Origin of the sequence: Embleya scabrispora DSM 41855, assembly GCF_000372745.1 — a bacterium.
GTDB lineage: Bacteria > Actinomycetota > Actinomycetes > Streptomycetales > Streptomycetaceae > Embleya > Embleya scabrispora.
The window spans coordinates 381699-402408 of sequence record NZ_KB889562.1 but is presented as its reverse complement, the minus strand read 5'-3'; the positions used below and the strand labels follow the sequence as shown (position 1 = coordinate 402408).

Here is a 20710-nt window from a genome sequence, read left to right as displayed (position 1 = left end):
GAGGCGACGGCCGAGGCGACACCGGAGCGATACCACCGGGGTCGCGACGGACCGATGTCGGAGCAGCACCGATCCGCGCACCGAAAGACCGAGAAACACCGTACGCAGCGCACCCCGCCCCACCCGGAAAAGTGAGAACGATGTCCCGACTCCCTGGTCCTCCCGCCTATCCCGCCGGCCTGCGTCTGGAGGGACGCCGGGTCGTCGTGGTCGGCGCCGGTACGGTCGCCCAGCGCCGACTGCCCGCCCTGCTCGACGCGGGCGCGGACGTGCTCGTGGTCGCCCCCGAGGCGACGCCGGCGGTCGAGGGCATGGCCACCGGCGGCGAACTGACGTGGGTGCGGCGCGCCTACGCGCCCGGTGATCTGGACGGCGCGTGGTACGCGCTGGCCGCCACCGACGTGGCCGAGGTCAACGAGGTGGTGGCCGCCGACGCCGAGGCGCTGCGGGTGTTCTGCGTGCGCTGTGACGACGCGTCGCACGCCAGCGCGTGGACGCCGGCGAGCGGGCGCTACGACGGTCTCACCGTGGCGGTGCTCGCGGGCGGTGATCCGCGGCGCGCGGCGGGCGTGCGGGATCGCATCGTCGAGGGCCTGCACGACGGCTCGCTGGCCGCGCGGGGAGAGCGTCCGGTCGGCGCGCTGCCCGGGGTGGCCCTGGTCGGTGGCGGTCCCGGCGACCCGGACCTGATCACCGTGCGCGGTCGGCGACTGCTCGCCGAGGCCGACGTGGTGATCGCCGACCGGCTGGGCCCGCGCGCGTTGCTGGGCGAGCTGCCGCCGCATGTCCAGGTGATCGACGCGGCGAAGATCCCGTACGGACGGGCGATGGCCCAGGAGGCGATCAACGACGCGATGATCGAGCACGCCAAGGCGGGCCGGTTCGTGGTCCGGCTCAAGGGCGGCGACAACTACGTCTTCGGGCGGGGCTTCGAGGAGGCGCTCGCGTGCGCCGAGGCGGGCGTGCCGTGCCGGGTGGTGCCCGGGATCACGAGCGCGATCTCGGTGCCCGCGATAGCCGGCATCCCGGTCACCCACCGGGGCGTGGCGCACGAGTTCGCCGTGGTGTCCGGGCATGTCGCACCGGACGACCCGCGTTCGCTCGTGGACTGGGCGGCGCTCGCCCGGCTGCGCGGGACGCTGGTGTTGCTGATGGCGGTGGAGCGGCTCGGGCCGATCACCTCGGCGCTGGTGGCGCACGGGCGCGCGGCGACGACGCCGGTGGCGGTGATCCAGGAGGGCACGATGGCCACCCAACGTGTGCTTCGTACCTCGTTGGCCTCGGCGGCGCGGGATGTGGTCGCGGCGGGGATCAGGCCGCCGGCGATCGTGGTGATCGGCGACGTGGTGGCGCTCACCGGCTGATGCCCGAACCGATGCGGGTGGGCCCGCGGCCCGCTTGTCCCGGAGCGCCGGACGGGCCGATCTCCGGGGCGAGCAGCCGCTGTCGCACGCGTCCGCCGTGCCCGACGGGGAGCGGCTGAGGTCGGGTCCGACGCGGCTGGGACACTGAGACCGTGCCCGTGATCATGTTCGACGACCCCGCCGACCCGCGCCTCGTCGACTACACCGACCTGACCGACGTGGAACTGCGCCGCCGCCGCGAGCCGGCCGAGGGGCTGTTCATGGCGGAGGGCGAGAAGGTGATCCGCCGCGCGCTCGCGGCGGGCTACCCGATGCGCTCCATGCTGCTCTCGCAGCGCTGGATCGAGACCATGGCCGAGGTCATCGAGGCCGCCGACGTGCCGGTGTACGTGGGCAGTCCGGAGGTGGTCGAGCGGGTGACGGGTTATCAGGTACATCGCGGCGCGCTCGCCTCGATGGGTCGCAAGCCGTTGCCGGCCGCTGCCGACGTGGTGGCCGGCGCGCGCCGGGTCGCGGTCCTGGAGGGCGTCAACGATCACACCAATGTCGGCGCGATCTTCCGCGGTGCGGCGGCCCTGGGCATGGACGCCGTGTTGTTGTCGCCCGATTGTGCGGATCCGTTGTATCGGCGTTCGGTCAAGGTTTCGATGGGTGCCGTGTTCTCGGTGCCCTACGCCCGCCTGGAGCCGTGGCCGGGCGGGCTGGACGTGCTGCGCGGGGCCGGTCTGACACTGCTCGCGCTGACTCCCGCCGAGGGGTCGGTCGCGCTGAACGAACTGCCGCCGGCGGACCTGGACCGGTGCGCGCTGATGCTTGGCGCCGAGGGTCCCGGGCTGACCGCGAAGGCGCTTGCCGCGGCCGATCGTCTCGTGCGGATCCCGATGTCGCACGGGGTCGACTCGCTCAATGTGGGCGCCGCGGCGGCGGTCGCCTTCTACGCGGTGAGCTACGGCTGAGCCGAGGTATCGGGTGGACGGGTCGGCGACGCGCCGGCCGCGGCCTCATTCGTCGGCCGAGATGTTCGCCAGGCGCTCGAACGGGGTCTCGCCCGATCGCTGGATCTCGTTGATCGAGCGGGCCTGGTAGAGCGCGGGCCGACGCACGACGCGCCGGCCGCGCATGCGCTGCTTGCGGATCTCGATGCCGCGGACCCAGATGTGCCGGCGGACCGGGTCCTCCTCGTGGTATCCCCGACCGGTGAACCGATCCGGCGGCACCGGCAGTGCCTCGATCTCCCGGCGTGCGACGCGCGCCGCGCTGACCCGGCGCCGGTAGTCGTGGAAGACCTGGAATTCGAAGTGGTGCAGGTACTCGTAGGCCATCGGCGCCTCGCCGGACACCGTCAGGCTCGCGATCGACACCGCTTCGCGCAGCAGTGCCTCGGCGGTCCCGGGGAGTACCAAAAGACCGTCGCGCACGGTGTGGTGCGGCTTGCGCTTGTGCCGGCGCTCGCGATCCCGGTCCCGTGGCGGCGTCGGATGCTCGCGCTGCCAGACGGCGCGGTCGGTCAGCGCGGCGGTCAACCCGTGGGTTCGCCAGCGGACGGTGCCGTCCGGTGTGCCCAGGGTGGGCAACACCCGGCGCAGATCGCGCGCGGCGCGGCCACCGAACGGCGTGCGCTCGGTCGCGAACAGCACGATGGGCAGCGAGGGTTCCGCCTCGAAGGGGTTCGGGTCCAGGAACCGCCGGTCGATCACCACGACGGTGTTCTCGTGCCGGCCGTAGGCCAGGCCCCACAACAGCCGGGCGAACAGCCGTGCCCCGGCCAGGTCGGACAGCACGTGCCAGGAGTCGTGGAAGTGGTTGACGGCGAACCGGGTCGTGGTGGACGGTCGCAGTGTGATCAGCGTGTAGGGCCGTCCGTCCAGATAAGCGCCGGTCCGATGCAGTTTCATCCGATCGCCCGCGTCCGGATTGACACCTGAACGTGAGTATTTGCGCGGTTGGTTGGTAGTGATCCGTTTCCCTCTTTCTTGTGATTCTTGAGGTATTTCTTCCGATCACTCGGAATTGGGCGTCGAGACCTTCCCTGATTTATCCCAGGACATGCCGATCGTGTCATGCCAATTTCGATCGAATGTGATCTTGGACTAGCGTGTGCGCGGAAGTGCAGTACGGTCGAGCGTCGCCCTAATTGGCGCAGTGGCCTGTTGGGGTCGCACGGGCGGCCGAAAATGTGGTTGCGCAGGGGATTGTCCTGTCACCCACACGCGGGAAATTCGGTGGATTCGACCCGCACCAGGCGAAATTCCGCCAGTATGGGGCGCCGCGCAATCGGATCAGGAACGGGAAGCGAGGCAAAGCTCGTTGGAGATCATGGGTGTACCCCTGGCCTGGGCCCTCGTCGGCTTGGCGGAACTGGTCGCCCTTATGGCGCTTGTGGCGTATCTGGTCGTCCGACGCCGCAAGGTCGACGCGACGGATACCGGGGAAGGGTCCGACAACTGGGAGCGTGAGCAGGACCGCCGGCGGCGCAAGGAACTGATGTACGGGGTCGCCTCGTACACCCTGCTGTTCGTCTGCGCCGGTGTCGCGGCCGCGCTGTCGTTCCACGGCCTGGTCGGCTTCGGTCGGGAAAACCTCGGGTTGGCCAACGGCTGGGAATACCTGGTGCCGTTCGGGCTCGACGGGGCGGCGATGTTCTGCTCCGTGCTCGCGGTGCGCGAGGCCAGCCACGGTGACGCGGCGCTCGGTTCGCGGATACTGGTGTGGACGTTCGCGGGCGCCTCGGCCTGGTTCAACTGGGTGCACGCGCCGCGCGGCGACATGCACGCGGGTGCGCCGCAGTTCTTCGCCGGCATGTCGCTCTCCGCGGCCGTCCTGTTCGACCGCGCGCTCAAGCAGACTCGCCGGGCCGCGTTGCGCGAACAGGGCTTGGTCCCACGCCCATTGCCGCAGATCCGAATCGTGCGGTGGTTGCGTGCCCCGCACGAGACGTTCAACGCGTGGTCGCTCATGCTGCTCGAAGGCGTGCGCACCCTCGACGAGGCCGTCGAGGAGGTCCGCGAGGACAAGCGGGCCAAGCAGGACGATCGCGAGCGTCGGCGGATCGACGGAAAGCGGGAGCGGGCGCAGCTCAAGGCGCTCAGTCGTGGTGAGGGCGGTGGCGGGCACTTCGGCCGCCGCGGCGCCGCGCGTCAGGAAATGGCTGCTCTGCCGGGAGGTGGCGGCTCCGAAGCACTCTCGGAGCCTGCTATAGCCGGAAACGACGTTTCCGGCCACGGCGGCTCAGCCGACACGAACAACCCTTCCGGCCGTCCGGCTCTTGCCCCTTCCACGCGATCGGGCGAACTCCCGTCGGCGACTGCCGACACCGGCGGCGAGCGGCGTGACGTCATCGACCTCACCGCCGAGGACGACACCATGACGCTGCCCCGGCTCGACTCGCTGGAGCGCAAACTGAAGGACCTGGAGCGCCAGTTCGGCTGAGCCCGGACATCGCGATCCGACCCGACGAGATGTGATCCGATACGAGAAGGGGCACCCGGCTTCGGCCGGGTGCCCCTTCTCGTGTGTCGTGCGCGCGCGTTGCCCCGGCCGGTGGGGTGGGGCCGACGGCGGGTTGGGTGTCCGGTGGGTTCCCGCTCAGGGTCCGACCGGGACTCAGGGTCCGAGCGGGACCAGAACGCCGTCGGGGCCGACCACGTAGCGGGTCGTCACGTCGGCGATGTCCACGTAGGACTGGATGCGCACGATCGCGCCGTCGACCACCGTCCACCGCGTGGCGACCGCCTGCGGCTCGGCGGCCGCGGCCAGCGCCGCCACCGCGATCGGCGTGCCGTCGGCGAACCGGTAGAGCTCGACCAGGTGGGTCGGCGAGCCGCCCGCACCGGGGGAGCGGGTGAGCACCACGACCACGGCGGGTGCGCCGTCCAGGCTTGCCGGGACCACGTCGCCGAGGGTGATCCGGTCACTGCCGACCACCGCCGAGCCGTCGGCGAGGGTGACGGTGGCGCCGCCCGCGGAGGGATCCGCGTAGGTGCGGTCGGACCAGTCGGCGATCGGAATCGAGCCGTGCGCCGGACCGATCCGGAACGCGCCCGGGCCGGCCGGCGGCTGAGCGGGCTGGGCGACGGTCGAGGCCTTGGTGTCGTCCCCGTCGTCCCCGTCGTCGTTTTGGAACGCGGCGATGGCGAACGCGGCGATGGCCGTCACGACGACGAATACGATCAACTGCTGGATCAGCAACCGCCGTCGGTCCTCGGGCCGGCGCCGACGCGGGACGCCGCCGGAGGCCCCGGCGCGCGAACGCGGCCCGTGATCGACCCGGCCGGCTCGCTTGGGGTCGGTACGGTCCGCGCGATCCACCCGGTCCGCACGCTCCTGCCGGTCCGGCACGGCGCCGCGCGTCGGATCGTTGCGCTCGGCACGCTCGTTGCGTTCACCGCGGGTGAGGTCGTGCCGCCCGGAGTCGTGCCGCCCCGCGTCGTGTCGTGCGTCGTGCCGCCCGGCATCGGCCCGACCCGGCTCGTGCCGCACCGGTTCCGCCCGGCCGGCCTCCATCGCCCGCGCGTCGTGCCCGCGGCCGTCGTGCCCGCGCCCCTCGTGCGCCCGCGCGTCCGGTCGCCCGCCGTCGGGTCGGGTCGACTCGTGCCGGCCCGACTCGGGTCGGGTCGTCGAACGTCCCTCGGCCGACACCCTGCCGGACTCCGCCCGTCCCGACTCGGCCCGGGTCGCCGCGGATCGGTCCGCGCGGGTGTCTTCGTCCCGCCGCGTGCCGTCCCGGCGGGCCGCCTCACGCCTGGCCCGATCCCGCTCCCGATCCCGTTCGCGCGCCGCGGACGGAACCGGCGGGCCACCGTCGGGCCGGCCGGTGACCGAGGCCGGACCCGCGGCCGCCGCAGCCGGCGTCGCCACCGACCCGCGGCCCGGTGTACCGCGTTCCGCCTCGCGTTGGCGGGCGATCGCGGCGAGCCGTTCGCGTACCTGTTCGGCGGACGGTCGCATCCGGGGGTCCTTGGACAGGCAGGCCGAGATCAACGGCACCACCTGCTCCGGCACACCCTCCAGATCCGGTTCCTCGTGCACGACGCGGTACAGCAGCGCGTCCACCGGCCCCGACCCGAACGGCGGTGCGCCGCGGCCCGCGTAGGCCAGCGTCACGCCGAGCGCGAATATGTCGGTGGCCGGTGTCACGGTCTGCCCGCGCACCTGTTCCGGGGCCAGAAATCCCGGCGAGCCGACCGCGGTTCCGGTCACGGTCAGGGTGCCGGCGCCGTCCGCGTAGGCGATGCCGAAGTCGATGATCTGCGGTCCGTCGGGGGACAGCAGGATGTTGGACGGCTTCACGTCGCGGTGTACGACGCCGACCGCGTGCACCGACACCAGGCCGTCGGCCACCGCCGAGCCCACTCGCGCCAGATCCAGACAGCCCAACGGGCCGCGCTCGCCGACCCGGCGCTGCAGCGAGGGGCCGGGCACGTAGACCGTGGCCAGCCACGGGCGATCCGCGCTCGCGTCGGCGTCCACGAGGGCGGCCGTGCGATTGCCGCGGACCAACCGGGCGGCGTCCACCTCGCGGGCGAACCGCGAGCGGAACTCCGGGTTCCCGGCCAGCTCTTGGCGGATCAGCTTGAGTGCGACCCGGTTGCCGTGCCGGTCCACGCCGAGGTAGACCACGCCCATGCCGCCGGCCCCGAGACGACGCAGCAACCGATAGGAACCGACGATGCGCGGATCCTGCCGTCGCAGCCGCACCATCGTCATATGTGCCCGATCCCCTCGCGTGGTGCCGTCGTCCGGGTGTCGTGTGCCCGAATCCCCTTTGTGCGACACACGTTAGAGGAACCCCGGCACCCGGCGCGGTAAGGCGCCCCGGAGTCGGGACCGGACCACCCGCATCGGGGAGACGGTTGATGTCGGACCTGTGGGAGAAGATGGGGGTAATCGGTCGAAGGGGGCGCGGATGAAGGGCGATCGGGTCGAGATAGTGGTCGACGCGGGCGACAGCACCAAGACCTATGAGATGACCGCGACGCGCGCGGGGCGCCGGCTGGATGTCGCGGTCCGCCGCGGCGTCGTCGAGGTGAGCGAACTGACCAGGACCGGCACGGTGGTGCGCACCGCGCGGTTCATGGCCAGTCGGGTGCTCGCGCTGGTCGAACAGCCGTTGGACCGTCCCGGCGCGGACTGAGCGCGCGCCTCGGCGGCCCGTCGAGTGCGGGCCGCCGCGGGCGGGTTCGCGGATCCGAGCCGACCCGCACCGGTAGCCTGTCCGATCGAAGCCCCGGCCATGCCGGTGCGGGAACGGAACGGGGTGCGCCGAGGTGACGAGCCGTCAGAGCAGCGTGGGAGCCATCGCGCGGCGACTCGCGGACGCGTTCACCTGGCGGGAGACCCCGTGGGGCACCTTCGCCGACGTCTCCGGCTGGTGGCACGACCCCGAGGTGTTGGCCATGCTGGGTCCCGGCCTCGGCGCGCTGCACGCGGATGCGCGCCCCACCCTGATCGTCGGCGTCGAGACCCGCGGTCTGGTCCTGGGGCCGATCACGGCGCTGCACCTGGGCGTCGGCTTCGTCGAGATCCGCAAGGATCGGCGGATCGTCGGCGGCGGCAGACGACCCGGCGGCGACCCCATGCTGCGCGCCGCCACCCCGCCCGAATACCAGGATGGCGGCCTCACCCTGGTGGTCCCGAGCCGGCTGTTTCGGCCGGGTGATCGGGTGCTCCTGGTCGACGAGTGGATCGAGACCGGCGCGCAGGCCGGCGCCGTGCGGCGGATGGTCACCGAGGCCGGCGCCGAATGGATCGGCGCGGCGGTCGTGGTGGACGCGTGCGCGCCGCAGGTACGCGCCCGACTCGGTGTGCGCGGTCTGCTCACCGAGGACGACCTGCCGGCCTGACCCCGGATCCGGCCGCGCGGTCGGGGGGCTGCCGCCCCCGGGCGGTCAGGCCGCCGTCGTGGTTTTCTCCCGCTGGTGTTCGTGCTCGTGTTCCTGCTCCTGTTCGCGCAGCAGCGCGGCACGTTCGGTCTCGCCCAGACCCGCCCATACACCTCGGCGTTCCGGGACCGACATCGCGTGCTCGTGGCAGCGCCGCCGCACCGGGCAGGAGATGCAGACCTTCTTGGCGACCCGCTCGCGCGCCCGGCGCTCGCCGGGCCGCTCCTGGTCGTCACCGAAGAAGAGCCCGGCGTCCAGGCCCCTGCATGCCGCGTCCTCCTGCCACCCGTAACGCGGTGGTGTCGGTATGGCGATCCGTGTGGTCCCCATCGCCCCGTTCTCCTCCTGCTCGACGGTGCCAACGGTCAACTCGGGCCCCCGACCCGGCAGACCCTCATGCTCCTACCGACGCACCGCATGGGGGACCGGTTTCCTCCGGTCGCGAATTCGGCTCCCGTTCGCCCAGGGTTGAGGGCGATCCCTCACCCGAGGTGTTTCGCGAACCTCGACAACCAGGTCACAAGTCGGCCTACACCTGCCCGATGGCCGACGTCCGCCGGCGGTCCGGGTAGCGTGATCGAAGACCTCCGGCGGGCTGCCGGGGGTTCGTGGACGTTCGGGAGGAATCTGGTGGGCAGCAAGATGCGGCGGATCCCGTCGGCCGTGCCGTTGGTGTTGTCCGTTGTCGTGGTGGCCGCGCTGACCTCGTGCAGCGGCGGCGACGACGAGAAGAAGGACACGTCCGAGACGACGGCCAGGAACTTCCTGACCGCGTGGCAGAGCGGCGATCTGCCCAAGGCCGCGTCCTTCACGGACAACCCCACCACGGCACAGGCGGGACTGGACACGACGGGCAAGCAGCTGGGCATCGTCAAGGCCGAATACAAGCCCGGTACGTACACCAAGGGCAAGGACAACGCGCCCGCCACGCTCACCTACAGCGCGACGCTGACCCTCAAGGGCGTGACCGACCCGCTCAAGATCGAGTCGACCGTCCCGGTGGTCACCGCGAACGGCAAGAGCACCGTGCACTGGACACAGAGCATCGTGCACCCCCAACTCGCCGACACCGGCAAGATCAAGCGTGATCGCACGCTGCCCAAGCGCGGCGAGATCCTGGACCGCTCGGGCAAGGCGCTGGCCACCTCGACGCCGGTGGTGGCGCTGTCCCTGTGGCCGGCCAAGATCACCAACGCGGACGCGCTGTACGCCGCGCTCGCCGATCCGCTGTTCGACCTGGACATCCCCAAGCTCAAGTCCCGGGTCGCGGCCGCGGATCCGAACCAGTCGCTGCCGTTGGTGACCCTGCGCAAGGAGAAGTGGGACGGCAACGGTCAGCTCAAGCTGGCCGGGCTGGGCGGGATACAGGTCAAGGAAAGCACGCAGCAGGCCAGCGACGTGGCGAAGCAGATCGTCGGCACGGTCGGTTCCGGCGACAACGCGGACCTGCTCAAGAACGCCGACCCGAGCGCGTCCTCCGCGGACTCGGTGGGCGCCTCCGGCCTGCAGTACCGCTACGAGAAGAAGCTGGCCGGCGTCGCCGCGCTGAAGATCAGCATCGTGGACGCCGCGGGTGCGGAGAGGGCGACCCTGGTCGACGTCAAGGGCAAGCCGTCCGAGCCGCTGAAGACCACCCTGGACCCGAGCACCCAGAAGCGGGCCGAGGAGGCGCTCAAGTCGGTCACCGGCGGCAACAACGCCTCGATCGTGGTCCTCGACGCCAAGACCGGCGGCATCCTGGGCGCCGCGAACACCCCCGCCAACGGTGACAACCGCGCCTTCACCGGTCGGTACCCACCGGGCTCGACCTTCAAGACGGTCTCCTCCGGGGCGCTGCTGCGGGCCGGTCTCAAGCCGAGCGACAAGGTGCCGTGCGAGAACACGCTGGTGGTCAACGGCCAGACGTTCAAGAACTACGACGGTCTCCAGCCGATGCCCAACGCGCTCTTCCAGGAGGACTTCGCGCAGTCCTGCAACACCGCGTTCATCGGCAACCGGTCGAAGATCGACAACGACACGCTGAACAAGCTGGCGGGCGAGCAGTTCGGGATCGGCGCCAAGTGGGACGTCGGCACGGTGACCTTCGACGGTTCGGTACCCCCGGCCAACAGCGAGAACGACAAGGCCGCGTCGATGATCGGCCAGGGTCGGGTCCTGGCCAGTCCGCTGGTGATGGCCTCGGTCGCCGCGACGATCGCCTCCGGCAAGTTCAACCAGCCCGTGCTCGCGCCGGACGACGTGCCCGGTCGGGTGCCCTCGCACGACCTGGACCCGGCGATCGCCGGTCAACTCAAGTCGCTGATGCAGGGTGTGGTCGCCAACGGCTCGGGCAAGATGCTCCAGGGCATCCCGGGCACCGTGGGCGCCAAGACCGGTACGGCCGAGTTCGACGAGAAGGGCGAGACCCTCACGCACGGCTGGATGATCGCGTTCAAGGACGACGTCGCGATCGCGGTTCTGGTGGAGAAGGGCAAGTCCGGCGGCTCCGCGGCGGGACCGGTGGTGAAGGCGTTCTTCGGCTGATCCGCCCCTGAGCGCATGCGGTGGCGAGCCGTTGCCCCACCCGGGTGGCGAGTTCGCCCACATGCGGGGGAGTTCCCCCACACGATCGATGACACGGCCCCGGCGCGCGAGGTGCTCCGGGGCCGTGTCGTGCGTCGGGGCGCGCCTTGTGCGCTCCCTGTGCCTCCGGAGACACCTGGACACGGTCCGTGGGCGATGCCAGCGTGAGTGGTGACCGGCAATGACAACGGCGATCGTTTTCGCTCTCCGAAGGGAGTCGACGTCATGTCGAACAATGTCACCCTGGTGGCCCGGGTTCCGGTGCTGCCCTCCGCCGACGAGGACCGTCCGATCGAGCTGAGATTCGGTCCGCACACCGACGCCGAAGGCCGCCCCACCGACGAGTGGACGGTCGAACGACTGACCGCGGACCAGGCCGTCAACCTGGTCGAGGATTTGGCCGCGACGCTGGGCCTGAGCGTGGTCGCTCCCGCCGAGCTGCGGGTGGTGTCCTGACGGAGCGCACCCCCGCCCGTCCCACCCGCGTGGCGCGCCCCCGTGCGCCGTACGGGTGGGACGCGTGCGCGCGTCGCCGCTTTCGCGCCCTCGCGCCGTCGCCGCGCCGCACAATGTCCGCGTGAGCAGCAAGATCGCAGCAGTACCGACATCGGCCGCCGATGGCGAGTCGCCCACCCGCGCGTCGCAATCCGCCGGCCGCCGCGAGCCGCTCCTCGGCCCGATCGGCGAGCGACGCAAGAAGGCGTACCCGCGGAGGGGGCCGCGGGTACGGATGCTCCTCCCGGACGGACAACACCTGGAGGTCACCCTGGTGAGCTGGCACCAGTACCGGGACGGCAGTTGGCGCGCCCGCGTGCGCTGGCCCGTCTGGGGGGCGTACGGCTTCGCCACCGAGGTGCAGACCAGGGTCTGGGCGATGGAGTCGTTCGTGCCCGCGAGCATGCTGGGCCCGGTCGACGGCCAGGACTACGGCACCGTCCGGCGCGATCGACCGCGCGTACAGGTGCCCAAACAGCAGTGAGCCGGACCGGATCGCGCACGCGCCGGCGCGCGCCGTTCAAGGGCCGCCGCCGGCGCGGCACGTCGGGCACACCCGGGCGGCGTCCGGGCGAACGCGGACGGTACAGTTCATAGCTTCCGGTGACGAAAGAGCAACACGGTTTCCCCGAAACAACGGGCAACGGGTACATGTGTCCTAAATCCTGTTGCTCCGAGGTTGCCGGCCACCGATGCTTGCGGCATGTTCGATCCGGTCATCACCTCGCATGACGCCCTCCTTGGCCTGCTTCGCAGCGGCCACGGTCAAGGCGCCCGGCGGGCCCTCGTCGCCGACCGCGTCGCTGTGCTCGACGCGCTCGACGGCTGTGTGGTCCGCGATCCCCGTGCCGTTCCGGCCACCGAGTCACGGTCGCTGTACTACGCACGCCTTTACACGGACCTCGACGCCGGCCTCGACGGCCTCGCCCGACATCTCCTGTGCGACGACGACTGGACGGACGAGGACGCGGACCGCACCGCGCTGCCGCTCGCCGTCCTGGGCACCCTCGCCCGACTCGGCCGCGTCGACGCGACCGCGCTGCTGCGGGAGTACGTCGAGGAGGGCCGCGACTGGCCGGAGGCGCTGGAGCGGCTCGCCGCGATCGGCCACGACGCGGCCCTGGCCGGTCTGCTGGAGGTGGTCCTGGACCGCGGCGAGGACGACGAGCTCTACGACTGCGTCAAGCGCTCCACCGGGATGCGCCCATGGCGGGTCTGGGCGGCCGAGGACGAGCGGGTGCGCGCGGTCGTCGAACAGGTCGACCTGGACTGGTGGCGCTGGGAGCTGACCCGCTCGGTCAAGACGCCGACCGGGCCGACCGCGCCCGCGCAGACCGTCGACCAGGTCCTCGCCGACGCAGCCGACGGCCCCCGACAATCGCTCGCGTGCGGACGACGGCTGAGCGCGGTCGCCGGTCCCGAGCACCGCGGCGCGATCCTGGCCGCCGCCTGGGCCGGGCCGGACGGCGCCAGAGCCGCCGCGCTGAGATACCTCGGCGAACAGGGCGACGGCGCACTCCTGGACCTGGCCGAGGGGGCGCTCGCGCCGGACGCGCCGGCCGTGGTTCGGCTCGCCGCCGCACAGGCCGTCGGCGGACTGCGCAGCCCGGCCGCGGTGGCCCGGGCCCGCGGCTGGGCCGCTCGCGAGGACCTGCTCGGCGAAGTCGCGGTGCGGATACTGGCCGGCGCCGGGGAAACCGTCGACGGACCGATTCTGCTGGAGGCCCTGCGCACCCGGGTGGCCGCGTCGATGCGCGCCGGCGACCCGATCACCGACCAGGCCGAGCACTTTCGCCTGTGCGACCTGGTCGCCGGGATAGGGCGCCTGGCCCTGGTCGACGCGCTCGATCTGGTCAAGGGCCTCTACCACGAGGCCGCGTCCGCCGGGCTGCGCGCCTGCGCGGTGCGGACGCTGGCCCGGATAGAGCCATCGTTCGCCGCCGAAACGGCCGTGGAAGCCCTGTGGGACTGCCAGGCCGACACCCGCTTGATCGCCGCGCGCCACGTGGACGCGCGCCGCCCCGAGGCCGTGACGCGGCTGCGCCGGCTCGCGGGCGACCCGGCCGAGCACGACGACGTGCGCACCGCCGCCCTGGCCAGGCTGAGCGAGATGTAGCCGCTCACCCGCCGACCCGCGCCCGTTCGGCCGCCTCGCCGCCGGCCGGGCGCCGAACCTGTCGGCCGAACGTCCTAGGCTCTACTCCCATGACTGTTCCCGTCCGAGCCGGCCTGCCCGGGGAAGTGCCGCCGACTCCCGGCCCGGCGCTGCCCCCGGGCGCGGCACACCCGCGCTCCGGGGTGACCGAGGAGGGGCTCGCCCGCCGCCTCAAGGCCCTCGCCTGCACCGCGCCGCTGCACGACCTGGAGGCGCGCAAGGCGAACCTGGCGGGCGAGTACACCGTCTACGCGATGGCCGAGCTCGGTCTCACCGCGATCGACCTGGTCACGGTCACGATGGACTTCGACACCGGAGCCGACCACGACGAGATCGTGGCCCGACTCCGCCCCCGGGTGGCCGCGCAGGCCCCCGGACGCGACCCCGGCGAATACGAACGGGTCGCGCGCTGGGTGCTGGAGAACCTGATCAACGTCGGCAGCGTGGACCGCGGTTTTCGTGCCGTGTACGGGATGTGGACCCGAGAGGGTGAATACATCCGGCGCGACTACGACTTCAAACTGCTCGAAGAGGTCCCGGGTCCGGACGGGCACATCTTCCTGCGCGCCACCGACGAGGCGATCAACGTCCTGGTCGGCGCACTGGACACCGATGTCACCAGCGCGCAGATCGCCGCCGACGTCAAGCTCGAACACCTGATCCGGCGCGGCCGACTGGCCGAGGCCAGGTTCGCCGCCGAACAGGCCCGCTACCGCACCGTGCAGTACGCCGAATCGCTGCGCCGCGCACTCGACGCGACCCGGCGCAACGTGCGTGCGGTGGACTGGTTGCAGGCCGTACCGGACCTGATCGACGAGGCGTTCGAGCACGTCGCCGACCGCTACCGGCACGAGAACGCGATCCTGATCAACATCCGGCGGGCCCGGGACGAGGCCGAGGAGAGCGAGCGCAAACGCGGCGCGGCCGAGCTGGTCGACATCGTGCAGGACTGCATCCGGCGACACACCCAGTTGCAGACCCGGTTGATGGAGGCCGGGCCGCTGTTCCGAGCCGAGCAGGACCGGCAGGCGTTCGCCGCGCCCGGCACCCGCACCGGGCTCGACCTGTACGGACAACTGCTGCGCCCGCTCCTGGAGTTGCCGGTCGGCGACGCACGGCGGGTGACCGACCGCTTCTTCGCCGCGGGTACCGGTCTGCGCACGCCGGTCGCGGTGCGCCTGCACGACCTGACCGAGATGCTGCTCACCCCGCCCGCGCCACGCGATCACCTCGGCGCCGAACTGCCCGAGCCGGACGTGTCGCTCACCCCCGACGACAGCCGCTACACCGAGAGCCAGCACGATGCGGCCGCGCTGCTCCTGGACATCCCGCCGCAGACCCCGCGCCGGCTCTCCGGGCTGCTCGCCGAGGCCCGCGAGGCGGATCCCGACCTCGGCTACCTGGTCGCGCTGCTCGCCTTCCACGCGGCCTCCCCGCCGGTGGGCACCGCGTTGCGACAGGGCGACCGCACCCTCCTGGTGGCCGTGGACGACGGCACCGAACTCGACGACCCCGAGGTCGGCGGCGCCGACCTGATCATCGGCACGGCGGTCCTGGCCGGCGCGCGACCCGAGCCGGAAAGGCCCACCCCCGCATGACCCACGACACGACCGGCGAAGCCGCGCCGATCACCTCGGCCGACGTCGGCGACGCCGCGCGGCTGGTGGCCTTCGGCCTCCAGCCCAAGCTGCTGCCGGCCCGCGACGCCGAATACGCCGACCTGATCCGCAGACACCGCGAGGACCCGCGCTTCGCCGCGCTGGCCGCGGCCGTCGCGGCGGGCCTGGGGCTGGTGGTCCTGGAGGTGTCGCCGCGCGCCGGGATGGCGGTGACCGCCGGCGAGGACTCGGTGTTCGCGGTCCGGATGGGCGACTACGCGCGCCGGGCCGGCACCGAGTCGGCCGACCGGTTCCTGCACGGCCTGGCCCACCTCGCGGTCGCCGTGATGGCCTTCCCGCGTCCCGAGGATCTCGCCGACGACGCCTACGTGGGCCGGCTCAGCGTGCACGGCGTGGACGCCTTCGTCCGCCAGGCGTGCCTGCGTCTGGAGGAGCGCGTCGAGCAGCGCGGCGAGATCAGCGACCCCGAGGTGGACGGACCCGGCCTGGAGGCGGCCTGGCGGGTGTACGCCCGGCGCAGCGCCACCGGCGCGACCAAGGACGCCCGCAGGTTGGCCGCGTCCACCATCGGGATCGTGGCCAAGGCGGTCGCGTTCCTGGTCGACTCGGGCTTCCTGCAGCGGGTTTCCGACGACGCGGGCGGCACCTACCGCACCACCGCCCGCTATCAGCTCCAGGTGCGCGACACGGCCGGTTCGGCGGCCATGTCCGAACTGCTGGACCTGGGGGTGGTGGCGGTCACCGACGGCAGTCCGAGTCTGCTGGCCGCCACGACCGACGGCGGCGAGTTGGCGCCCGGCGCCGGATTGCCCTTCCACGGGGTCTGACCCGGTTCGGGCCTTCCCGACCGGTCGGGGAGTCGGACCCCGTTCGGGCCGACCCGCCGGCGGACCCGATCCGGCGTCCGGGCCGACCCGCTGCCCGGGCCGACTCGCGCGGGTCCGGCGGCCCCGGGTGTCGGGGGTTCCACCCGCCGAGTGCTTCTTCGCCGGGAGATCGTCCGCCGGACGATCGTCCGTTGTGTGTTGGTTTTGTCCTGTGCTTCGATCAGAGAGATTTGACCGCCGATGTACGAGCTGTCCCGGGTCCGCCTGTTTTCCATCGGGCCCGCCGGTGCGCGTTACGCCGACACCGTGCTCGACCTGCGCGGCGTCGGTGCGCCCGTGCCCGACCCGGCGCCCAGGCAGGCGCAGCTGTTCGAGGGCGAGCCGGTCGGGCCGCCGCGCCGACCCGCGCCCGCGGGCGTGCTGTTCCTGGAGAACGGCGGCGGCAAGTCGGTCCTGCTCAAGCTGATCTTCTCGGTGATGTTGCCCGGACACCGCAACACCCTCGGCGGGGCCAGCTCCGGCGTGCTGCGCAAGTTCCTGCTCGCCGACGACTGCGGGCACGTCGCGCTGGAATGGCAACACGTGCGCACCGGCGAGACGGTCGTGGTCGGCAAGGTCAGCGAGTGGCGCGGGCGCCAGGTCTCCTCCGACCCGCGCAAGTTCGCCGAGAGCTGGTACTCCTTCCGGCCCGGACCCGGACTCACCCTGGAGGGCCTGCCGGTCCGGGTCGGCGGCCGGCGGCGGACCATGCGCGGCTTCCGCGACGCGATGACCGAACTGCACAAGGTCTACCCGGACGTGGACGTGGTCTGGGAGGAGATCCACGACCGCTGGATCGAGCACCTGAACGCTCTCGGCCTGGACCCCGAACTGTTTCGCTACCAGCGCGAGATGAACGCCGACGAGGGCGAGGCGGCGGGCCTGTTCGCGGTCAAGAACGACGCGGACTTCGTCGACCTGCTGCTGCGCGCGGTCTCCGATCCGGCCGACACCGACGGGCTGGCCGACCTGGTCGACGGCTTCGCGGTCAAGCTCGCCCAGCGGGCCGAACTGACCGCCGAGCGGGACTTCGTCGAGGGCGCGGTCGAACTGCTCGACGCGGTGGGCGAGGCGGCCGGTCGGCGGACCAGGGTGCGGGCGGCGCACCGCGGAGCCGAGGACACCGCGCGCGGTCTGGGCCGCGAACTGGGCGCCCGGGCCGAGCGCGAGCGCGAGCGGGCCGCCGAACTGGCCCGCCGGGTGGCCGAATCCAGTGCCGCGGTGGATGCCGCCGAGCAGGCCGGGGCGCACGCCGCGCTGGTCACCGCCGAGATCACCCACCGGCATGCCGGGATGCGGCTGATGGCCGCGGAGAAGGACGCCGCGCGGCTCAAGCGCGAACTGGGCGACGCACGCGGGCTGCACTCGGCCTGGTTGGCCACCGAGGCGGTGCTGCGCCACCGTGCGGCGGTGGACCGCGCGGAGCGGGTGGACGTGGCGATCCGGGCGGCCGAGCGGGACGCCGCGCCCGCGCTGGCCGCCCGCCAGGAGGCCGCCGGCGCGCTGGTGCGCGCGTTGCACGCGGCCGCCGCCGGGGCCGAGGGCCGGGCGGACATCGAGGAACGCCGGGCCGCCGAGCTCCAGGAACGCGGCGAGCGGGCCCAACGGGCCGCCACCACCGCGGCGACCGAGGCGCAGCGCACCCGCAGCGAGGCCGCACACCTGCGCGGCCGGCTCGCCGAGGTGGGCGCCGAACTCGACCTGGCGGTCCAGGCGGGCTGGATCGACGACGACGGTGATCCGGCTGAATCCGCCGCGCGCGCCTCGGACGAGGAGAAGGCCGCCTCCGCCGCGTGGACCGAGGCCCGGGCGAGCGCCGAACAACTCGCCGCGCGGGTGCGCGAGGCCGAGTCGGCGCGCGGGCGGGCCGAGTTGGCCGCGGCCCGGACGGCGGACCGACTGGGTGTGGCCGAGGCCGACCTGGCCGCCGTGCACGCGAACGCGGCGGCGCTCGCGGCCGATCCGCGGGTGCGCGAACTGCTCGGTCCCGACGCCGAGGAGGCGGTCGGCGAGCAGGCCGCGCGGGCCTTCGACCGGGCCGCCGACGTGCTGCGCGAACTGCTCGCCGAGGCGGTCACCGACGGCGAGCGCACGCTGTTCCAACTGCGCACCGGCGCCGCCGACGACTCGCGGATCCTGGGCGCGCTCGGCGACGGCGGTCTGCTGCCCGCCGGACCGGATGTGCTGGCCGCGGTCGAGCTCCTGGGCGAGCACGGCATTCCGGCGCTGCCGGGTTGGCGCTACCTGGCCCAGTCGGTGCCCGCCGAGCGGCACTTCGCGGTGCTCGCGGCCCATCCCGAGCTGGTCGACGGCGTGATCGTGACCATGCACGACGCGATGGACCGGGCCAGGGACGTGCTCGCCGAGGCCGCGCTGCTGCCGCGCTCGGCGGTCGCGGTGGGCACCCCGCAGGCGCTGCTCGAACCCGGTCGGGACCGCTCCGACACGTTCTTGGTGCCGCCGAACCCGGCGATGCACGACGAACGCGCCGCCGACACCGAGCGGGACGCGCTGCGCCGCCGGGCGGGCGAGCGGCAGGAGGCGATCCGGGTGCGGGCCGCGCGCCTGGAGGGCGACCGGGCGCTGGCCGGGCGGCTGGCGACCTGGCGGGCCGCGTGTCCGGCGGGGCGGCTCGACGCCCTCTTCGAGGCGGTCACCGACGCGCGGCAGGAACTGGCCGCCGCGCAGGCCGCGGGCGAGGCCGCGGAGATCGCCGCGGTGAGCGCCGAGCAGGCCCGGGCACAGGCCGTGGACCGGCGCGATCGGCGGATGGACGCCGCGCAGACCGCGCGCCGTCGGGCGGACGCGTTGGCCGGGCTGGCCTTCCGGCTGCGCGAGCGGGCCGGTTGGGCGCGCCGGATCCGCGAGTTGGAACAGGAGACCGGCGAACACGAGGCGGGCGTCGAGGCGGACCGCACACTGGCCCGGACCGCGGACGAGGACCGTCGGCAGGCGCAGCGTTCCGCCGACGACGCCCGGCGTACCGCTCGTGCGCTGCGCGAGGAGCGGGCCGAGATCACCGGTGCGCTGGAGGAGCAGGTCGCCGACGCGCCGGCCGACGAGGCCGCCGCGCGCGCGTCGTTGCCGGCGCTGCGCGAGGCGTATCGCACGGCCCGCGCACTGTACGAGAAGGTCGGCGTGGGCGCCGACCTGCGCGCCGAACAGGCCCGGGCGGAGAGCGAGGAGTCCGCCGCGCAGAGCACGCTGGACCGGCTCAGCGCGAAGGTGCGCCGACAGGCGGCCGAGCTCCTGGACGGATTCGACGGCTCCGACGGCCCGTCCCGGTTGGCCGCGGCCGGCCGCGCCGAGGACCACGTGCGCACCCTGGAGGGTCGGGCCGACGCGGCCAGCGAACTGCTCGGCCGACTGCGCGGCGAGGTCGAACGGCACGCTCCGGCCGAGGGCCGCGAACACCACCTGGACCTGCCCGAGGAGCGGCGGCCCCGGGACGGCGCGCACGCGCTGGAGCTGCTGCGCGCCGCCGGCGCCGAACACGCCGCCTGTACCGAGGCGCTGACCTCGGCCCGCGAGACGCACGGCCGGCTGGCCCGCGAGCACACCGACGCCGACCACGCCGCGGGCGCCTTCGGCGAGGTGGCGGCCTCGCTCACGGACACGCTGCCGGCCGTCCCGGTGGACCCCGAGCAGCGGCCCGCCACGCCGTTCGCCGGCCTGATCGCCGACGCGCGGGACGCGGCGACCACGTGCCGGCGCGCGCTGCGCGCCGCCGCGGCCGACCTGTCCGCCGCCGAGGCGCAGGTCCGGGAGCGGACCGAGACGCTCGTGCGGCATGCGGGCGCGACCCGGTTCGAGCAGGTACGGATGCCCGCCCGGCAGCAGATCCGGGAACTGCCGCCGGCCGCGCTGGCCGAGCACGCGCCCGCCTGGTCCGCCGCGTTCGCGCCGCGCCTGCGGGTGCTCACCGACGAACTGCGCCAGATCGAGCGCAACCGGGACAGCATCGTGGACCGGATGCGCGGCATGGTCGAGGCCGCGTTGACCACGCTGCGCGCGGCGCAGCGGTTGTCCCGACTGCCTGAGGAACTCGGCGAGTGGTCCGGCCAGGAGTTCCTGCGGATCCGCTTCGACGAACCGGACGCGGCGGCCCTGGTGGAGGCGCTGGGCGAGGTGGTCGACGAGGCGACCCGCACGATCAAGCGTGGCCGGGACGGCACGGTCGGCGGTGTGCGTCGGGACGGGATGACGCTGCTCCTGCGCGGGGTGCATGCGGCGCTGCGCCCGCGCGGGGTGCAGGTGGAGATCCTCAAGCCGGACTCGGTGCTGCGGGCCGAGCGGGTGCCGGTGGGACAAATGGGCGACGTGTTCTCCGGCGGCCAGCTGCTCACCGCGGCCATCGCGCTGTACTGCACGATGGCGGCGCTGCGCAGCAACGACCGTGGTCGGGCCCGGCACCGGCACGCCGGGACGTTGTTCCTGGACAACCCGATCGGGCGGGCCAACGCGTCCTATCTGTTGGAGCTGCAACGCGCGGTCGCGGACGCGCTCGGGGTGCAACTGGTCTACACGACGGGCCTGTTCGACACCACGGCGCTGGCCGAGTTCCCGCTGGTGGTGCGGCTGCGCAACGACGCGGACCTGCGCGCCGGGCTCAAGTACATCTCGGTCGAGGAGCACCTGCGGCCCGGGCTGCCGGTGCCGCAGGAGCCGGACGCGCCGCAGATCGTCGGGGAGATCCACGCGACCCGGGTGTTCCGCAAGCCGAGTGGGATCGAGGCGGAGCCGATCGGCTAGGGCGTGTCTTCGATCA

Annotated in this window: 15 protein-coding genes; 12 read left to right on the top strand and 3 right to left on the bottom strand. The window is 73.1% G+C overall.

Going from position 1 to position 20710, the window contains the following annotated elements; translation table 11 throughout:
• Positions 1-140 precede the first annotated feature (140 nt).
• Together cobA and A3IC_RS0103855 are read left to right on the top strand one after the other, a co-directional pair.
• The gene (gene cobA, locus A3IC_RS0103860) at positions 141-1364 is read left to right on the top strand and encodes a uroporphyrinogen-III C-methyltransferase (protein ID WP_026217861.1); all 1224 of its coding nucleotides are present in this window, start codon (positions 141-143) and stop codon (positions 1362-1364) included.
• Between the two features lie 164 nt (positions 1365-1528).
• Complete coding sequence (locus tag A3IC_RS0103855; protein WP_040876120.1) at positions 1529-2320, top strand: TrmH family RNA methyltransferase; 792 nt, start codon at positions 1529-1531, stop codon at positions 2318-2320.
• Positions 2321-2365: 45 nt separating this feature from the next.
• On the opposite strand, the gene A3IC_RS61780 is transcribed toward A3IC_RS0103855, so the two are convergent.
• Positions 2366-3259, bottom strand: coding sequence for a hypothetical protein (locus tag A3IC_RS61780; protein WP_020548746.1), 894 nt, complete (start codon positions 3257-3259; stop codon positions 2366-2368).
• A gap of 412 nt (positions 3260-3671) precedes the next feature.
• On the opposite strand from A3IC_RS61780, the gene A3IC_RS0103845 reads away from it, so the two are divergent.
• Positions 3672-4793 (top strand): DUF2637 domain-containing protein, encoded by a 1122-nt coding sequence (locus tag A3IC_RS0103845; protein WP_020548745.1) that lies wholly within the window; start codon positions 3672-3674, stop codon positions 4791-4793.
• 174 nt (positions 4794-4967) lie between these two features.
• On the opposite strand, the gene A3IC_RS67235 is transcribed toward A3IC_RS0103845, so the two are convergent.
• Complete coding sequence (locus A3IC_RS67235) at positions 4968-7070, bottom strand: serine/threonine protein kinase (RefSeq protein WP_052173182.1); 2103 nt, start codon at positions 7068-7070, stop codon at positions 4968-4970.
• Positions 7071-7269: 199 nt separating this feature from the next.
• Here A3IC_RS67235 and A3IC_RS0103835 point away from each other — a divergent pair, with 199 nt between their 5' ends.
• Together A3IC_RS0103835 and A3IC_RS0103830 are read left to right on the top strand one after the other, a co-directional pair.
• On the top strand, positions 7270-7497 hold the full coding sequence (locus tag A3IC_RS0103835; protein ID WP_020548744.1) for a hypothetical protein: 228 nt from the start codon (positions 7270-7272) through the stop codon (positions 7495-7497).
• Between the two features lie 133 nt (positions 7498-7630).
• Positions 7631-8206 carry a phosphoribosyltransferase family protein gene (locus tag A3IC_RS0103830; protein ID WP_205354157.1) on the top strand — a complete coding sequence of 192 codons (576 nt, stop codon included), beginning with the start codon at positions 7631-7633 and terminating at the stop codon, positions 8204-8206.
• A gap of 45 nt (positions 8207-8251) precedes the next feature.
• On the opposite strand, the gene A3IC_RS52345 is transcribed toward A3IC_RS0103830, so the two are convergent.
• The gene (locus tag A3IC_RS52345; RefSeq protein WP_245599134.1) at positions 8252-8614 is read right to left on the bottom strand and encodes a WhiB family transcriptional regulator; all 363 of its coding nucleotides are present in this window, start codon (positions 8612-8614) and stop codon (positions 8252-8254) included.
• A 261-nt stretch (positions 8615-8875) separates the two neighbouring features.
• On the opposite strand from A3IC_RS52345, the gene A3IC_RS61770 reads away from it, so the two are divergent.
• The 7 genes from A3IC_RS61770 to A3IC_RS0103790 all read left to right on the top strand — a co-directional run bounded on the left by A3IC_RS61770 (position 8876) and on the right by A3IC_RS0103790 (position 20694).
• The gene (locus tag A3IC_RS61770) at positions 8876-10768 is read left to right on the top strand and encodes a penicillin-binding transpeptidase domain-containing protein (RefSeq protein WP_020548741.1); all 1893 of its coding nucleotides are present in this window, start codon (positions 8876-8878) and stop codon (positions 10766-10768) included.
• Positions 10769-11032: 264 nt separating this feature from the next.
• Complete coding sequence (locus A3IC_RS0103815; RefSeq protein ID WP_020548740.1) at positions 11033-11263, top strand: hypothetical protein; 231 nt, start codon at positions 11033-11035, stop codon at positions 11261-11263.
• A gap of 121 nt (positions 11264-11384) precedes the next feature.
• Positions 11385-11786: a hypothetical protein gene (locus A3IC_RS0103810; protein WP_020548739.1), complete on the top strand. Its 402-nt coding sequence runs from the start codon at positions 11385-11387 to the stop codon at positions 11784-11786.
• 219 nt (positions 11787-12005) lie between these two features.
• Positions 12006-13418 carry a hypothetical protein gene (locus A3IC_RS0103805; protein ID WP_020548738.1) on the top strand — a complete coding sequence of 471 codons (1413 nt, stop codon included), beginning with the start codon at positions 12006-12008 and terminating at the stop codon, positions 13416-13418.
• Between the two features lie 89 nt (positions 13419-13507).
• Positions 13508-15055 (top strand): hypothetical protein, encoded by a 1548-nt coding sequence (locus A3IC_RS0103800; protein ID WP_052173181.1) that lies wholly within the window; start codon positions 13508-13510, stop codon positions 15053-15055.
• Positions 15052-15903: a hypothetical protein gene (locus tag A3IC_RS0103795; protein WP_020548736.1), complete on the top strand. Its 852-nt coding sequence runs from the start codon at positions 15052-15054 to the stop codon at positions 15901-15903. The genes A3IC_RS0103800 and A3IC_RS0103795 overlap by 4 nt, the downstream gene beginning before the upstream one ends.
• A gap of 240 nt (positions 15904-16143) precedes the next feature.
• Positions 16144-20694, top strand: a complete 4551-nt coding sequence (locus A3IC_RS0103790) for a hypothetical protein (RefSeq protein ID WP_020548735.1) — start codon at positions 16144-16146, stop codon at positions 20692-20694.
• Positions 20695-20710 lie beyond the last annotated feature (16 nt).

What these genes read in the sequence shown, in the direction of transcription:
- A3IC_RS0103815 (WP_020548740.1), top strand. Translation starts at nt 11,033, where the DNA reads ATGTCGAACAATGTCACCCTGGTGGCCCGGGTTCCGGTGCTGCCCTCC.
- A3IC_RS0103800 (WP_052173181.1), top strand. Translation starts at nt 13,508, where the DNA reads ATGACTGTTCCCGTCCGAGCCGGCCTGCCCGGGGAAGTGCCGCCGACT.
- A3IC_RS0103790 (WP_020548735.1), top strand. Translation starts at nt 16,144, where the DNA reads ATGTACGAGCTGTCCCGGGTCCGCCTGTTTTCCATCGGGCCCGCCGGT.
- cobA (WP_026217861.1), top strand. Translation starts at nt 141, where the DNA reads ATGTCCCGACTCCCTGGTCCTCCCGCCTATCCCGCCGGCCTGCGTCTG.
- A3IC_RS0103805 (WP_020548738.1), top strand. Translation starts at nt 12,006, where the DNA reads ATGTTCGATCCGGTCATCACCTCGCATGACGCCCTCCTTGGCCTGCTT.
- A3IC_RS61780 (WP_020548746.1), bottom strand. Translation starts at nt 3,259, where the DNA reads ATGAAACTGCATCGGACCGGCGCTTATCTGGACGGACGGCCCTACACG.
- A3IC_RS0103835 (WP_020548744.1), top strand. Translation starts at nt 7,270, where the DNA reads ATGAAGGGCGATCGGGTCGAGATAGTGGTCGACGCGGGCGACAGCACC.
- A3IC_RS67235 (WP_052173182.1), bottom strand. Translation starts at nt 7,070, where the DNA reads ATGACGATGGTGCGGCTGCGACGGCAGGATCCGCGCATCGTCGGTTCC.
- A3IC_RS0103855 (WP_040876120.1), top strand. Translation starts at nt 1,529, where the DNA reads ATGTTCGACGACCCCGCCGACCCGCGCCTCGTCGACTACACCGACCTG.
- A3IC_RS0103795 (WP_020548736.1), top strand. Translation starts at nt 15,052, where the DNA reads ATGACCCACGACACGACCGGCGAAGCCGCGCCGATCACCTCGGCCGAC.